General features: G+C 43.5%; 12 protein-coding genes. 4 read left to right on the top strand and 8 right to left on the bottom strand.

Annotated features, from left to right (window positions below; genetic code table 11):
- Positions 1 to 15: 15 nt before the first annotated feature.
- Both AOC03_RS08205 and AOC03_RS08200 read right to left on the bottom strand, forming a co-directional pair.
- On the bottom strand, positions 16 to 3,873 hold the full coding sequence (locus AOC03_RS08205; RefSeq protein WP_062534975.1) for an AAA family ATPase: 3,858 nt from the start codon (positions 3,871 to 3,873) through the stop codon (positions 16 to 18).
- Between the two features lie 111 nt (positions 3,874 to 3,984).
- On the bottom strand, positions 3,985 to 4,788 hold the full coding sequence (locus AOC03_RS08200) for a sulfite exporter TauE/SafE family protein (RefSeq protein ID WP_062536623.1): 804 nt from the start codon (positions 4,786 to 4,788) through the stop codon (positions 3,985 to 3,987).
- A 210-nt stretch (positions 4,789 to 4,998) separates the two neighbouring features.
- Between AOC03_RS08200 and AOC03_RS08195 the strand changes: the two genes are divergently transcribed.
- Together AOC03_RS08195 and AOC03_RS08190 are read left to right on the top strand one after the other, a co-directional pair.
- A complete protein-coding gene (locus tag AOC03_RS08195) occupies positions 4,999 to 5,970 on the top strand; it encodes a biotin--[acetyl-CoA-carboxylase] ligase (RefSeq protein ID WP_062536622.1) in 972 nt (323 codons plus the stop codon).
- Between the two features lie 35 nt (positions 5,971 to 6,005).
- Positions 6,006 to 6,731, top strand: a complete 726-nt coding sequence (locus AOC03_RS08190) for a pantothenate kinase (RefSeq protein WP_062534973.1) — start codon at positions 6,006 to 6,008, stop codon at positions 6,729 to 6,731.
- A 138-nt stretch (positions 6,732 to 6,869) separates the two neighbouring features.
- On the opposite strand, the gene AOC03_RS08185 is transcribed toward AOC03_RS08190, so the two are convergent.
- From AOC03_RS08185 to AOC03_RS08165, 5 genes are all read right to left on the bottom strand, one after another.
- Positions 6,870 to 8,078 carry an FAD-dependent oxidoreductase gene (locus AOC03_RS08185; protein WP_062534971.1) on the bottom strand — a complete coding sequence of 403 codons (1,209 nt, stop codon included), beginning with the start codon at positions 8,076 to 8,078 and terminating at the stop codon, positions 6,870 to 6,872.
- A gap of 220 nt (positions 8,079 to 8,298) precedes the next feature.
- Positions 8,299 to 9,018, bottom strand: a complete 720-nt coding sequence (locus AOC03_RS08180; RefSeq protein WP_257719827.1) for an amino acid ABC transporter ATP-binding protein — start codon at positions 9,016 to 9,018, stop codon at positions 8,299 to 8,301.
- 239 nt (positions 9,019 to 9,257) lie between these two features.
- Positions 9,258 to 9,929 carry an ABC transporter permease subunit gene (locus AOC03_RS08175; protein WP_062534969.1) on the bottom strand — a complete coding sequence of 224 codons (672 nt, stop codon included), beginning with the start codon at positions 9,927 to 9,929 and terminating at the stop codon, positions 9,258 to 9,260.
- Positions 9,926 to 10,672 (bottom strand): amino acid ABC transporter permease, encoded by a 747-nt coding sequence (locus AOC03_RS08170; RefSeq protein WP_062534967.1) that lies wholly within the window; start codon positions 10,670 to 10,672, stop codon positions 9,926 to 9,928. Before AOC03_RS08170 ends, AOC03_RS08175 begins: the two co-directional genes overlap by 4 nt.
- Positions 10,673 to 10,772: 100 nt before the next feature.
- On the bottom strand, positions 10,773 to 11,753 hold the full coding sequence (locus AOC03_RS08165; RefSeq protein WP_062534965.1) for a glutamate/aspartate ABC transporter substrate-binding protein: 981 nt from the start codon (positions 11,751 to 11,753) through the stop codon (positions 10,773 to 10,775).
- A 348-nt stretch (positions 11,754 to 12,101) separates the two neighbouring features.
- Between AOC03_RS08165 and AOC03_RS08160 the strand changes: the two genes are divergently transcribed.
- Positions 12,102 to 13,094 carry an Hsp33 family molecular chaperone HslO gene (locus AOC03_RS08160; protein WP_084785813.1) on the top strand — a complete coding sequence of 331 codons (993 nt, stop codon included), beginning with the start codon at positions 12,102 to 12,104 and terminating at the stop codon, positions 13,092 to 13,094.
- Positions 13,095 to 13,246: 152 nt separating this feature from the next.
- Complete coding sequence (locus AOC03_RS08155; protein WP_062534964.1) at positions 13,247 to 14,068, top strand: hypothetical protein; 822 nt, start codon at positions 13,247 to 13,249, stop codon at positions 14,066 to 14,068.
- A 110-nt stretch (positions 14,069 to 14,178) separates the two neighbouring features.
- Here the strand turns inward: AOC03_RS08155 and AOC03_RS08150 are convergent, their stop codons facing one another.
- The gene (locus tag AOC03_RS08150) at positions 14,179 to 15,642 is read right to left on the bottom strand and encodes an alpha/beta fold hydrolase (RefSeq protein WP_062534962.1); all 1,464 of its coding nucleotides are present in this window, start codon (positions 15,640 to 15,642) and stop codon (positions 14,179 to 14,181) included.
- Between the last annotated feature and the right edge of the window lie 116 nt (positions 15,643 to 15,758).

Genomic DNA, 15,758 nt, shown 5'->3' with positions numbered 1-15,758 from the left:
TAATAGTCGTCTCTACTAACGCTCAATATACTGCACCGCTTCCTCTAAAGAAACACTTACCAACGCTGAAATACCCGCACTTGGCATGGTGATACCTTTGAGCTCATCAGCAATCTGCATCGCCAACTTATTATGACTGATAAAGATAAATTGTAAGTCATTTGCTAACTCATGAATGAGACTGGTAAAGCGCGCCACATTGGCATCATCAAGCGGCGCATCCACTTCATCAAGTACACAGAACGGCGCAGGATGCTGTTTAAAAATAGCAAAAATTAAGCTGAGTGCGGTTAAGGTTTTCTCGCCACCGGAAAGTACAGCAAGACGACTATTACGCTTGCCTTTGGGCTGCGCCATTAAGGTAAGTCCTGCGCGCCACTGTTCTGACTTTGGCGTATGGCTTGGCATATCATCTACATTTAAAGTTAAGCTAGCATGACCACCGCCAAAAACTTTGGCAAATAAATGTGCCATTTCGATATTAACCGCCTCTAACGTCTGCATAAATAGCGTCTTGGTGGTCTCATCAATAGAAGCAATCGCGGCTTTTAAGGTTGCCATACTGGCAGCAATATCTTCGGTTTGCTGAGCTAGTGGCGCTAAGCGTGTATTCACCTCCTCCAACTCAGCAACGGCAGCTAAATTAACCGCACCTATTTTTCCCAACTGCTGCTCAAGCTTGGTCTGTTCCGTTTTTAGCTCAGCGATTTTATCCGGACACACGCGGCGCTCATGGGTAATAAAGTCGGTTAATACACTTGAGACACTAATCGGTTGCTGTGATAACTGTCCGCTTACTTTATGCTCATTACTCACTTTATAGTAATCGGCTAAAGCATTGTGCGTATGGTCGCTCGCATCCTGTAATTTCTGTTCGCTAAGTGCAAGGTCAGTCGCATAGCTTGCCAATTTACTTTGCTCGGCTTGTAGTGCCGTTTGTAAGGTATCCAATTCTATTTGCTGTTGGCTATTTTTTTGTTTAAGCGTGGTTAAGGCAGTCTCACGTTCAGTTAACGACCGTTGCTGTTCATCGCGGGCGGCTTGAGCCTGTTGCAATGCCAATTGTAAATCAGGCAATTGTTGTTGATAACGCTCAAGGCTTATTCGTAGCGCCTGTTCGCTTTGCACTGATTTATTATACTGCTCAGTGGCGCGCGCAAGGCTACTCGTATTATGTTCTACACGCATGTCACTTTGCTGAACAGTCAGCTGCAATGTTTGCCAAGCTTCATCATCTGCTTGCCGCGCACGACTGCGCTCATTACGTGCCAGTTGTAGTTGCTGACACTGATTCTGTGCTGCCGTTAATTGAGGTGTCAGCGCGTCCTTATCTGCTTGAATTTGCTGATTTTCATTGTCTAATAACTGTTGCTCTTGGGCTAATTCCTGCTGCTCTTGCTCAAGCAGCACTTTTTCGGCATTCAAACGTTGCTCATCCGCTTGCAGACGTTCATACGCAGCTTGCTGAGTGCTTAATTGCTGCTGATAACGATATTTATCATGGGTCAATTGCTCAGCTTGGGCGCGCGTTTCCTCAAGGCTAATTCTCAGTGAATCATAATCACGTTGATTTTTCTTAAGATTCTGCTGCTGCACTTGGTTTTGAATTTCGAGTGCTTCAAGTACATCTTCTAATACTTGCAAGCGGGCACGCTGAGTCAGACGTTGGGTTAAAAATTGACTATTTTCCTGATTATCTTTTGCACCCGCAAGTTTACTTAAGTTTATCGTACCATTACTATTAATCAACCAACCCTCGGCAGTCAATAGTAACGCTGATGGCGGTAATATTTTTATAATATCGCTCAGCTCTTGGCTAACTTTTGCAACGCTATTATTGCTTTCGCCGATATATAAATAGCACTGCTGCCATAACGCTAATTTAGGCTTGGCAATCAGTGTCGCTAACGGCAACACTTTATTGGCAAATTCTTTTGGTAAGTTAATAATAAATGGGGTTTTCTCACCTGAACTTTGTGATGTTGGCAACCATAAACTGTGGCTTATCTCGTTTTTTGTAGCATTTGCTTGCTGCTGATAAGTGAGTAACTCCGGTAAATACTTGTCAAGCAGCAGCCCTGTACTGTATACAAATTCCGAGCTAGAGTTTGTAGCATTATTCTCTTCTAGCAACACATGACTGTCCAACCATAATGCCAATAAGCTATCTAATAACTGAGCGTACTGTTGACCTTGAGCACTTAGCTCAATCTGTTCGCGTAAAGTGGTAATAGGCAGCGGTTGATGGTCGCTGGTGGCTGTACTTTTATCACTATGAGTTATCGCGGTATGGTCTGCACTTTTACTCGGTTTAGGATGCAATATTTGATGCAAGGTATCGTATTCGCCTGCTAACTGCGCGTGGCGCTTTTCATTGTCAGCCAATTCACGCTGCTGATTTGATAGATTTTGTTGCAGGATTAAGGCTTGTGGTTGCAGTTCCTCTAAGCGCTCGGCAACACTGTCTTGTTGGCGCATGATTTGCTGTAGTTGATTATTTAAAGCCGTAATTTGAGTGCTTGATGACTTATCTAATGTGTAGGCGTCATTCACATTAGAACTGGGCAACGACGGTTGCAGCTGCGCCCATAATGTCTGCCAACTTTGCTGCCGACGCGCCCATTTATCTTGGCTAAGTTTCAAACGATTTTGTGATTGGGCATTGAGTGCTTGCTGTTGTTCAAGGGTTAGGGATTTTTCTTGCAGGCGTGTCAGTTGATTTTGCGCGTCATACCATGCCTTTTGCAAAGGCTGCTCATCACGTTTATAAGCGTCGCGCTTGGCATTGATATCGGTAAGCTGAGGACGCAATAAGGTCAATTCACGCTGCTGCTCGACTGCTTGCACTTTTAACGTATCAATCTCAGCCGCTGCTTGCGCTTGCTGCTGTAGTAGACTAGCAAGCTGCTGCTCAATTTGAGTTATTTGAGCTTGATTATCGTTTAATTGATGTTCTGCTTGTTGATAGCTTAGCTGCTGTTGATAATGCGCGCTTTGGGCGTCGTCTTTGAGCCACTGCTCTTGGTTAATCTGCGTCGTGAGCTTGTCTTGCTTGGCTTTGAGCTGCTCATAATTTGTTTGCAGCGCCGCTACTGTCATCACGCTGCGTTCATGCTCGACTTTATGCTGCTGCTGGGTGTGTTTGGCTTGATATAGCTGCTGAATAGCCAGTTGTTGCTTGATATCAGCAAGCGTGGCGTTCAGCTCATTATAGCGTTGGGCACTGGCGGCTTGCTTAGACAGCGTCTTTTGCTGACGTTCCATCTCGCTTTGCATATCATACAGACGTGCAAGATTATCTTTGGTTTTCTCTAATTTCTTTTGGGTTTCCTCACGCCGCGCTTGATAGCGTGATACGCCTGCCGCCTCTTCGATAAATTCACGTAACTGCAACGGATTAGAATCAACAATACGCCCTATCATGCCCTGCTCAATCACCGCATAACTGCGCGCGCCAAGCCCTGTGCCCAAAAATACATCAATGACATCACGACGACGGCAGCGCGTGCCATTAATAAAATAATCAGAGCGCCCCTCTAAATTGACTTGCCGACGGACAGACAGCTCTTGATATAAATTAAATTCATGGCGAATGCCGGTTTGCTCATCTTGAGTATGTTCAAAGGTCAGCTCAACACTGGCAACACTTTTGGCGGCTTTATCTTGCGTACCGGCAAAGATGACATCGCTCATCGCCCCGCCGCGCAACTGCTTTGCCGAGCTTTCGCCGAGTACCCAACGAATGGCATCAATCACGTTAGATTTGCCACAACCGTTAGGACCAACAATAGCAGTAATGCCACGAGGAAAAGTAAAGGTGGTTGAGTTAGCAAAGGACTTAAAGCCCGCTAATTTTAGAGATTTTAAGCGCATGAACAGTCAGCAAATGGACAAAAAATGAGCGGCTATTTTACCTGAAAATTTGAGGAGTTTTTTGGATTTATAAATACCTAAAACTATGAGCCACCTCTAAGGCACATCACCTTATAACACCCCAAGTCCATTTAACAATAACTGCCCACCGACAAATAATAATAAGATACCGAAAGCACGCTTTAATGTGGCAGCAGGCAATTGATGCGCCAGCTTAGCACCGACTTTTGCCATAACAAAGCTGACCGCTGAAATACATAAGAAGGCAGAAATATGCACAAACCCTATCGTCCCAGGCGGTAGATTTTCAACGTTTTTACCAAACCATGCAAATCCAAGCGCCCCTGCAATGGCAATCGGTAAACCACACGCCGCTGATGTACCGACCGATTGTTTCATCGTCAATCCTGCCCAGTTTAAAAATGGTACGGTTAAACTACCACCGCCAATCCCAAAAATAGCGGATGCTAAGCCAATCCCCGTTCCTGCACCTATCTGTACGCCCTTTGGTGGTAGTGGTTTACCCAACTGTTCTTTACTACGCATAAATAACATATTAATGGCAACCAATAACGCACCAACGCCGATAATTGCCTGCAGCGACTTACCATCAATCATTTCTGCAACGCCTGCACCAACCAAACTGCCAATGACCAGACCAACTGCCATATTGCGCCAAATATCCCAACGCACGCCGCCGCGCTTATTGTGCGCGGTCATCGAGCTAATAGAGGTGATGATAATAGTGGCGAGTGATGTACCAATCGCTAAATGAGTCACCACGTCAGGCGGAAAATGATAAGCAGTAAAAATCCAAACCAATGCAGGCACTATAATTAAGCCGCCACCCACTCCAAACAAGCCAGCGCAAACACCCGCAAACGCGCCTGCAATCACAAACCATACATATAACATCATCTAGCCTACCTTTTATTGGGCGTATTTTTATCACACTTAAATTTTGTCGTACTTAACTGTTATTGCGCTTATGCTTATAGGATAATAGTGCGCGGCACTGATATTGAGTATTTCATCTGTGACGCCCACTTTCTGTCTTTTATTTTTATCAATCGCCTCAGTATATCAAAGATTATCCATGCTCCATTAATCACATCGACGACACTTATGACACTATCCGTTCCTCTCTCAGCCCAACTATCAACTCAACTATCAGTCCTTAACCATCGCCACGTCGTCAGCAGCCCATCGACTAATAGTGAGCTGATTGACGCCATACGCGACAGTACGCTGTGCGCAGATAAAGTACATTTATTAACCGCTGAAACCCAGACGGCAGGACGCGGGCAACGTGAACGCTCATGGCAGTCGCCACGTGGTAATGTTTATTTATCGTTATATCATCCGGTGCAAATGCCTGTGAGCGGCTTATTATCGCTGATTATCGGTGTTGAATTGGCAAAAATGCCGGTTATTCAAATGCTCAACAAGCAACTACAAGCGCAAGGATTAACGCCTATCGGGGTAAAATGGGCGAATGATTTGGGCTTTTATAATACTCAAGAAACTGACAAAAACACTCAGGAGACTGATGAAAACCTTATTTATTTCAGTAAACTTGCCGGTATTTTAATTGAACCGGTTTGGCGTGCTAGTAAGCTTGTTGGTGTGGTGATGGGCGTGGGTCTGAATGTCAAAGCAACGCCCGTATTGACTACCAAAACCTGCGAGGGCATGAGCTATCAAGCGTTAAGCTTACAAGATATTGTCGAAATGACTGCTCAAACCATTCCCGTGCAAGCGAGTAATAGCCCTTTAATCGAATTGCCAAGTTTAGAAGCCATTTATCAGCAAATTAGTCAGGCATTGATGGCTGCTATGACGTGCTTTGAGCACATAGCTACTGAGAAAAAATTGGCGCAGACTGATTATATGGATAATTTTTTGCAACAGTTTGATGCGATGGATGCCCTTGCCGGATTACGATTACGGGTGACGCAAAACCATAATGGCGAACCGCAAATAATTAATGGTCACGCCTGCGGGATTGATACACAGGGATGTTTGCAATTACGTCAAGATAACGGTAAGCTTGCCGCGCTTTTTACTGGTCGTATTGACGTTATTGGTCATGCTTAAACGGCATAACATTGGGCACTGTGATAAGGATACTTATGCTCTGGCTTGATCTTGGCAACACCCGTCTTAAATACTGGCTTACCGATGATATTGGTCAGATTATTTCTCATGATGCGACCCAGCATTTGCAAGCGCCTGCGGAACTGCTAATGGGTCTGACCGATCGTTTTGAGCGTTACGCGCCCGATTTTATTGGTATCTCGTCGGTGCTCGGCGACGAGTTAAATGCTAAAGTGTCAAAAACGTTAAGTCGATTGAATATTCCCTTTGAATTTGTGCATGTTGATGCTGAGTATCCCTTGATGCGCAGTGCCTACGACGCCAACCAATTGGGTTGTGACCGTTGGCTACAAATGCTGGGTGCGGTAGATAAAACAAAGCGCCAATGCGTGATTGGCTGTGGTACGGCTGTGACCATTGATTTGATTGACCATGCAACGCATTTAGGCGGCTATATTTTTCCTAATATTTACTTGCAACGCGAATCCTTATTTTCAGGCACGAAGCAAATTACCATTTCGAACGGCACGTTTGATAGCATCACTCAAGGCACGACCACACAAGACGCGGTACATCGCGGCATTCTGTTATCTATCGTCGGTGCGGTGAATGAAATCAGCAACCGTCATCCAAACTTTGAGCTGATTATGACCGGCGGCGATGCACAAATGATTGCCCAACATGTTAATCGTTCGGTACGTATCCGAGATGATTTATTGTTAAATGGTCTTGCACGTTATTTTGACCATAGTAAAAAGTAGCGGTTTCTTAAACAGGTATTTCTTAAATAGTATATTCCATAAAAATAACGTAAAAAAAAGCAGTAGGTCTTAGACTTACTGCTTTTTTTATTAATAATGGCTAAATTATAGCGATTAATCGCGGCGCTTAAAGTAAGGTTAAGGCGTTGCAGGTGCTTTAATCGTTACCACCGCGCTCACCGCGTCATCATTATCCAGCAACTCCATGATTAGCTCATCAGCACTATCTGCTTTTATTTGCCAATTACCCTCGGCACGCGGTACGCCGGTTACCATGACTGAAATTGCTTTGTTTTTTAGGCGAATCATCGGCGGCTTATGATCATAACCGCTATGCTCAACACCTAAGATATCATCAGCTATCGTCGTTGCCTGCGCACGCAGTGGGGCAACATAACGACACGCCACCCCATTGATAGACATACAATCGCCAATGGCATAAATATTTGCCGTAGTAGTGCGTAACGTCGGCGCATCGACCACAATGCCCGTGCGAGTATCGAACTCAATGCCAGCAGCAGCCGGTAATTTACCATCAACCGTCAGCCCAGTACTGGCAACCACGTGGTCAACGGTAATGGTTTGAGTCGTTTGCGCCTCATCATAATTCGCTGATTCCAATGGCGCATAACTGACCTGCAAGCTACCATCGTCATTACGAGTAACGTCTGAAACCAGACAACCACCTAAAAAGGTAATGCCTTGTGACTCAATAGCTTTGGCAATCCGTGCCGTGGCTTGCGCTGGCAGCATTTGTGACAATGGCGCATTATTTAAATCAATCAGCGTCACCTCATGTCCGGCTTTGAGCAAATCTTCAGCGATTTCCGTACCAACCATACCGGCACCGATAATCGCCACACGCTGCGCACCAGTTGCCAATTGTTCCTGCAATTCGCTAAAACGCTCAATATGGTTGACATGCCAAACCAAGTCTTGCGGTAAGCTTTTGGGGAAAATAGGATGCGCACCCATTGCCAATACCAACTTCTCATAGCCAATAGTGGCGTAATGCGTATTGGCGGGATCTGAACGCAGCGCAGAGATAAGCTGTAATTGTTTTTTAGTAGCGTCAATATCGGTGACATGGGTATTCGCCAGTAAAGTGACCCCTGCTGCTGTGGCGGCATCCGCACCCGTCGCCCGTACTAAGTCTGCGGCACGTTTATTTTGACTGATTGCCATCGTCAGCATCGGCTTATGATAACGATCGCCACTATCGGCGGTCACCAACGTTATCGGGATATCTTTATCTTTCGCTCGAATCGCATCAATGACATGCCAGCCCGCCAAGCCTGCACCAATGATAACCACACCTGACTGCGTATTAGAATTTTCTGCGCTCATAAAAGCTCCAAAGTGATGAATGTAAAATGAATTCTTTATTATCAGTTATATTTTTAAAGGATAAATCATCATAATGACCAAGAGTATACCAGTAAATAGAAAGTGACTCATCTTCACAGCGCGTCAACGAAATAAGCTGAAGTAAGCTAAAGGCAAATATCCCTAGTCATAAAAAAAGCGCCCAATAGGCGCCTTTCATACAATCTAATGAACTGGCATGTTAATGATTCAAAATTTTAGACAAAAACTTCTGGGCGCGTTCACTGCGAGCGCCTTCAAAGAATTCATCCTTGCTACAGTTTTCAACAATATGCCCTTCATCCATAAAAATAACCCGATTGGCAACTTGTTGCGCAAAGCCCATCTCGTGCGTCACACACATCATGGTCATACCATCACGAGTCAGCTCTATCATGACATCGAGCACTTCTTGAATCATCTCAGGATCAAGCGCGGACGTCGGTTCATCAAACAACATCGCTATCGGATCCATTGCTAATGCCCTCGCAATCGCCACCCGTTGTTGCTGACCTCCTGATAACTCTGCCGGATACTTTTTCGCCTGTACGGTCAATCCTACTCGATCAAGATACGCCATTGCCTTTTTCTTGGCGTCATCTTCTTTACGACCCAATACTTTAATCTGTGCGACAGTCAAGTTATCCATAATCGTGAGATGCGGAAACAACTCAAAATGTTGAAACACCATGCCCACTTGACTACGCAGCTTTGGCAAATTGGTTTTGGGCGCACCGACGGAAATACCGTTAACTAATATCTCACCTTTTTGAAACGGCTCAAGCCCATTAACCGTTTTGATTAAGGTGGATTTACCACTGCCCGATGGACCGCAAACCACCACCACATCACCTTTATGCACATGCGCGGTACAGTCGGTCAGCACTTGAAAGTCGCCATACCATTTACTAACGTCGGTCATCTTGATGACAATCTCATCACTGGCATGACCGTTATCCGTAACCAGCCCGCCAAAGTCATTCATATACGTATCAGGTTTACTCATTACTGGCTCCTAGCCGTCGCTTTCTTGGATAACGATCATTAACCAATAGCACTATTTATCTCAAAATATATCAATAAACATTCATATCAAAAGCTTTATCTTCAACATTTCTATCAGAACTTCTATCAGAAATAGCCATCAAATAGAAGCAGTCATCAAAATCTTAAACGCTTTTGTATCTGCTGTACGCCAATAGACGCGCTGACACTGATGATAAAATAAACCGCACCAGCGCCTAAAATATAAGGCGTTAATAAGCCCATCAACTCACCGCGAACGTAAGCGGCACGGAAAAAGTCAGTGACGCCAATAGCAAATACTAGGGTAGTGTCTTGGAATAAAATAATACATTGTTGCAAAATCAACGGTAGCATTTTACGAAAAGCTTGCGGCAAAATAATCAAACGCATCGTTTGGCTATAAGTCATACCCATGGCTTTTGCCGCATTGACCTGACCACTACCAATGGACTGAATACCGGCACGTACCACTTCCGAGAAGTACGCCGCCTCAAACATCATAAACGCCACGACACACGAGGTAAACGCAGTATCGAGTTGTAGATACTTACCCGCTATCCAAAAATAAATCATCGGTACAGCAAAGTAAAACCACAGTAATACCAATAACAGCGGTACTGAGCGAAAATAATTGACGTATAACTTGGCAGGAATCTCAAGTGCCTTAATGCCAGATAGACGCATTAACGCTAACACCGTGCCTAAACCAATACCACCAATAATCGCTAAAAAAAGTACTTTTAAAGTGGTGAGCATTCCACCCATCAAACCGGGATAGGCGGTGGCAAGTTCAGTCATCATACTCATTTTTGACCTCCCGCGATAAGCCCAGGTACACGCAGTTTGCGCTCAATGAAGCCCATAATGGCAATCAATGACAGGTTAAATACCAAATAAATAATCGTCGCATAGGTATAAATCTCAAGGCTATTTTGAGTATATTCACTGATGGTTTTGGTTTGGCTAATCAGCTCCATGACGCCAACAAGTGAGGCGACCGACGCATTTTTAAAACAGTTGGTCAGCTCCGAGCTAAGTGGTGGCAAAATGACGCGAAACGCTTGTGGTAACAGCACTTCTTTATAAGCTTGCGGAACGGTCAGACCGAGCGCATAAGCCGCATTGATTTGACCTTTTGGCAAGGAATCAATACCGGTACGCACCTGCTCAACAATACGCGCTGCTGTAAATAGCCCTAAACCAATACTCGCTGAGAGCATGGCGGACGTATTTGGTGATAAGTCCTTATACCACCACTCTTGTAAGGCTGGTGTCAGCCAACCGGGTGCTATATAAAACCAAAAGAATAACTGCACAAGCAAAGGAATATTACGGAAAAACGTCACATAGGCTGTGCCGATACTACGGGCAGTTTTATTGGGTAACGTGCGCATGATACCGAAGATAGTACCAATCACCATCGCGATTGCCCACGCGATACTACCAATCAATAACAGCCAGCCAAGACCAGTAATCATCCAGTGGATATACAGCTCATTACCGATGCCAGTCTGCTCAAAGAGCACACCCCAGTTCCAGCTATAATTCATTATTGTCTCTCCGAGTAGCGATTAATAGGCTCATACGCTAGGCAAAATTTAAACCATCACCTAGACGCATGAGCGAACCATATTCAGGGACAAAAATTCATTACTGGGCAGTCGCTACTTTAGGCTGAGCGCCGTCATGAGGATTGGCAATAAGCGCTTTTAAGTTGTCTGACATCTCAAATTTTAAGTTAACATTTTTAGGTGGAATCGGATTTAAGAACCACTTGTCATAAATGCTGTTAATCTCGCCTGATTTGTAGACATTGGCTAAGGCTTCATCAACCACGGCTTTAAATTCACGATCGTCTTTACGCATCATACAGCCATAAATCTCAAACGATTGTGGCGTACCGACAATAACCCAGTCATCAGGATTTTTCGCTTTGGCTTTTTCGCCTGCGAGCAATACGTCATCCATCATGAAAGCATCAGCACGCCCACTTTCAAGCATCAAGAAGGCTTCACCATGGTCTTTTGCTGAGATAATGTTCATACCCAGCTTTTTCTCATCATTATACTGACGGATAAAACGCTCTGAAGTCGTGCCGGCAGTCGTGACCAAAGTTTTGCCTTTGAGGTCTGCAAAGTCTTTGATACCCGAGTTTGCTTTGGTGAGCAAACGTGTGCCAATCTCAAAGAAACCATTGGAAAAAGCGACTTGTTTTTGGCGCTCTTCGTTATTGGTCGTTGAACCACACTCAAAGTCTACCGTGCCGTTTTGTACCAACGGAATACGCGTTTGTGAGGTGATGAGGTTGTAACGCACTTTAAGATCAGGCATATTCAGCTTTTCTTTTACCGCATCCACCACTTTCATCTCTAGATCATGCGCGTAACCCATCGGCTGATTCGGATCATCGGCAATATAAGAAAATGGAATCGAAGAGTCACGATAACCGACCACAATCGTACCTGAGTCTTTGATTTTTTGTAGCGTGCCATTCACATTTGTGGCAGCTTCGGTACTTGCGCCATCTGCTGGCACTTTTTCATTGGCAGTTTGGCTGCCGTTATTACAGCCAACCAGACCTAATGCCATAAATGCGGCGAATGTTAAAGGTTTTGAGAGTGAGTAAGCCATGAGATATATCCTTTTATCACATCATTACAAATTTGGAATGGGATTTTCACTATTATCGTCGTCATTACATCATTGTTGTCATCACTATAAACGCAATACGTCTCTGATGTTACTACAAACTATAGTCATGCAACTTAATGTTACTGTACAACAATTTTCCCGACGTTAGTAAAGTTTTTTAAAATGTAACCCAACTTAAACAATTATGTATGCCTTAATATTATTAACTTATCGAACGCTACTGACAACGCTACTGACAACGCGATGGCGTATCATTAGTGATAAATATTGATAAATAATGAATAATCCCCATAAAGTTAACAACTTCTCAACCATAAAAAACGACTTATGACCCAAGATACTCAAGCATCGAACCCTGAAAACAATCAGCCTAATGATAATCAGCCTCAAAGCAATCAACCTCAAAGCAACGCTATCGATAACGATGTGCGTCAACGGTTTTTTATTCAAGAATCACCCGTGCGTGGTGATGTGGTGCGCCTCTCCCGCAGTTATGCTTCTACTATTGCCCAAAAGCCTTATCCTGAAGCCATCAAACGCTTATTGGGTGAAATGCTCACCGCGGCAAGCTTGCTGATTGGTACGGTTAAAATTGATGGTCATCTCTCCATTCAATTGCAATCGTCGGATAAAGATAGCTTGCTTAATTGGGCAATGGCAGAATGTGACCAAGCCGGTGTTATCCGCGCCCTTGCCAGCTGGAAAGCAGAAACTGACGAGCAAGTGCAAGCGTGGGAGAATATGACCAGTGCCAATGACGCGTTTGCTGAGCTAGGCACATTTGGGCAAGGGGTATTATTTATTAATATTCAGCCTGAAGGTGGCGAGCCGTATCAAGGTATTGTCGAGCGCAGTCATGATAATCTAGCGGACTGCTTAGCACATTATCAAAAGCAATCAGCGCAAATTCCAACGCTAATTAACTTGGCATCGGACGGCTTGCAAGCCGGCGGTATCTTGGTGCAGTTATTGCCGCGTCGTGATGATGAAGAGCAAGAGCACGTCGATAATGATTTGTGGCCGCGCCTGTCGGTATTGACGCGTACGATTAAGCCTGAAGAGTTGACCACATTACCAACCACTGAATTGTTATATCGTCTGTACAATGAAGAAGACGTGGTATTGCCTGAACCGGTGGCGTTAACCTTTGGCTGTACGTGTTCAAAAGAAAAATGTGAGCAAGCCATTGAGCAGATTGGTGAAAGCGAAGCATTAGAGATTTGCGCAGAACAAGGCGGTAAACTTGAAATGGATTGCGGTTTCTGTGGTGAGATTTATCGTTTTAATAAAGAAGCGGTTGCTGAGATATTTGCTGAGTAATTATTGCTAATTGGCTTAATTAAACCTGACTTGTTATCTAAAACCCTTAAGCGTCATGCTTGAGGGTTTTTTCATAGGGGTAGACTCCATTAAACTTCGAATCCAATAACTTACACAATTATAATTAATTTTATCTCATGGAAATAAGTAGAATGATTAATAAAAAAATAGATTGGGCAGTTATTTGTACTGCTTTATGGATTATATTTTGGGTATCTTTCTTTATGAAGGGTTTTGATAGTAATGAAGGCTTTGGTGGATTAGGAGCATTTTTATCCGGTATTTTTGCGCCACTAGCACTTTTTTGGTTTTATAAAAGCTATAGAGTTCAAACCAATGAATTAGGATTACAACGTCAAGAATTAGAGTTACAGCGTGAAGAGCTGACTCTACAACGTAAGGCATTAGAACAATCTGTAATGGCTCAAAAAGGTTCAGAAGCAGCTTTAAAAGCACAGTTGGCAATTACTGAACAGCAATTTAGTGCTTATTTAAAGGAATACGAAGGTAGAAAACCCTTCTTTATTTTATTAGACGATGGTTATAACAAGTTAAAAATAGAAAAGCCTATCGGGAATGGAAATACGCTAGATATTACTACTGTCTCTCAAATTAACACATCCGAATGGAGCAATATTTCTGCTAAATGTTATCTTACGATAAAAAATATTGGTGGAGTATTTGAATTAATTGATATCGAAGTTACTGTTACACCAACAACGATAAATAAAAAAATTAAAGCGCACTGGACTTTAAATAGGAATATCAAACAAGGCTTCATTGCCTACTCAATAGTTTTAACTTTAAGAAATAATTTCCAGACATTATCTCCAAAAGATTTTATCACATTTTCAGAAAACACTTTTTCGGATATAATTTTGAATTTTCAATATCAATATGCCGACACCTCATCATCTGACTTATATCAGTTAAAAGTTGACAACGAAGTTTTTGCTTTAGAAAAACTGATGTAAGTAATAGCAAGCCAGTCATACTGCCTAGCTAATATAGAAGGCTCGGTTGAGATTATAGCTTACTATATTAGTCTACCCTACTATCACTCAAAAGCACACTTGTAAATCCCTTAAACCACCACCCGCAACTCATCAGGATAAGAGTGTATGCAAGTGCTAGGCTCATTATCGCTCCACCCATTGTCTAATAACCACGCGACGACTTGTTGATGCACTCTATCGTTATAAAGTAAGTCATAATGACTGACGCCATAAAAGACCGCCTTCCGCCCTTCTGGTACAGACAAAGCATGTTCGCTATCATGTTCGCCTAGCGCAGAGTCTACCGTGACCAAACCATCGCCCAACAAGCTAGTTGCTTTAGAATCGTAAAGCGCTTCGGCTAACGTACCCGCAATAAAATAAGTATTCACATGAAAAGGCAGGTGAGCAGGATGGCGAAATTCATGGGAAAGCACACTGCGACCTTGTAGAAATTTCCAATCTTCATCACGAATACTGCCATGACGTAAATCGATGATACCTGAGCTACGCAAATCGCCTAGTTTGGCTAATGACCCTGCAAAAGGAAGCTTAGCAATCCTATCTTGAACAAAATTACCAATACGCTCAAGGCTTGCCCCATGATGCGGTGAACCAAGAGTGATGAGATTACCCACCCGTTTTACCCAGTTAAAGCCTTGTTGTTGACCATAAAACAGGGCACTACGCGCGACCAATCCACCCATGCTATGACCAATCAAATCAATTTGCGTGATATTTGGATTCTTATCTGCTAAGTTTTGAATGACTTTAGAGAAGTTGCGTCCGTTACTTGAGATGTGTCGCCCTGTATTGTAATCCAGATATAGAACGGTGAGTGTCGGCTGACTTTGAATAATGCGTTCACCTAAACTGTCATTTTGGAAGGGATACCAGCTTAAATGACTCATACACAAACCATGACAGAGAATCACAATACGTCCTGACACTTCCTTATGTTGCAAATGCCCGTGTCTATCGTATAGCACCATTGGAATGGCAAGTGGGTTATGGTGCGTGACCAAATGATCACCCATGACGCCATTTAGAACATTGACGAGGCGTTTCATCTTTTCAGGCAGCGGTTGGGCATTTTTTTTATTGAACATATTGTCATACAGTCTCACGCCTGATGCGACATTATCACCTATCAGTTGCGTGGCTTGACGTACCGTTCCATAGACGCGTCCGACGATACCGCGTTGCCATTTACTTTGATTGCGATCGTTAAAACGTCCTAATGGGCGTAAAACAATCTCACGGTGGATGGCTTCTGCAATATCAGTGACTTCAACCACACCCATCGTCACCAGTTGCGCCAATCCTTCAAAAAAATCAACCAAAGTGACAGGCTCACGGTCAATATCAATATTGCTGTCATCCACACTCAATGCCGTTTGCTTATCCACATAAATATAATCAAGATCAGCGAGCTGCTCATAGACATTATCCTGAAAATCTTGGTTAGATTCAGGAGTAGGATAAGCATCAGGTTCGTCCTGAATATGGGCGAAGAGATCATGAATAGTATCGATTGGCTTTTGATTGGGCATAGTTTTGATAGTTTCAACGATAAGGATAGCTTCATATACTATCCTGTAAATAGGATAAACAGAAGAGAATGATAGCGTTAAATACTAAAAAGTTAAATACTAAAGCACAAAATCCC

It is taken from the genome of Psychrobacter urativorans (assembly GCF_001298525.1).
In the GTDB taxonomy this organism is placed as follows: Bacteria; Pseudomonadota; Gammaproteobacteria; order Pseudomonadales; family Moraxellaceae; genus Psychrobacter; species Psychrobacter urativorans_A.
This window is presented reverse-complemented; position numbering and strand designations above follow the sequence as displayed.

Excerpts from the sequence above, each read along its gene's own strand:
- AOC03_RS08205 (WP_062534975.1), bottom strand. The coding sequence starts at position 3,873 with ATGCGCTTAAAATCTCTAAAATTAGCGGGCTTTAAGTCCTTTGCTAAC.
- AOC03_RS08200 (WP_062536623.1), bottom strand. The coding sequence starts at position 4,788 with ATGTTATATGTATGGTTTGTGATTGCAGGCGCGTTTGCGGGTGTTTGC.
- AOC03_RS08195 (WP_062536622.1), top strand. The coding sequence starts at position 4,999 with ATGACACTATCCGTTCCTCTCTCAGCCCAACTATCAACTCAACTATCA.
- AOC03_RS08190 (WP_062534973.1), top strand. The coding sequence starts at position 6,006 with ATGCTCTGGCTTGATCTTGGCAACACCCGTCTTAAATACTGGCTTACC.
- AOC03_RS08185 (WP_062534971.1), bottom strand. The coding sequence starts at position 8,078 with ATGAGCGCAGAAAATTCTAATACGCAGTCAGGTGTGGTTATCATTGGT.
- AOC03_RS08180 (WP_257719827.1), bottom strand. The coding sequence starts at position 9,018 with ATGACCGACGTTAGTAAATGGTATGGCGACTTTCAAGTGCTGACCGAC.
- AOC03_RS08175 (WP_062534969.1), bottom strand. The coding sequence starts at position 9,929 with ATGAGTATGATGACTGAACTTGCCACCGCCTATCCCGGTTTGATGGGT.
- AOC03_RS08170 (WP_062534967.1), bottom strand. The coding sequence starts at position 10,672 with ATGAATTATAGCTGGAACTGGGGTGTGCTCTTTGAGCAGACTGGCATC.
- AOC03_RS08165 (WP_062534965.1), bottom strand. The coding sequence starts at position 11,753 with ATGGCTTACTCACTCTCAAAACCTTTAACATTCGCCGCATTTATGGCA.
- AOC03_RS08160 (WP_084785813.1), top strand. The coding sequence starts at position 12,102 with ATGACCCAAGATACTCAAGCATCGAACCCTGAAAACAATCAGCCTAAT.
- AOC03_RS08155 (WP_062534964.1), top strand. The coding sequence starts at position 13,247 with ATGATTAATAAAAAAATAGATTGGGCAGTTATTTGTACTGCTTTATGG.
- AOC03_RS08150 (WP_062534962.1), bottom strand. The coding sequence starts at position 15,642 with ATGCCCAATCAAAAGCCAATCGATACTATTCATGATCTCTTCGCCCAT.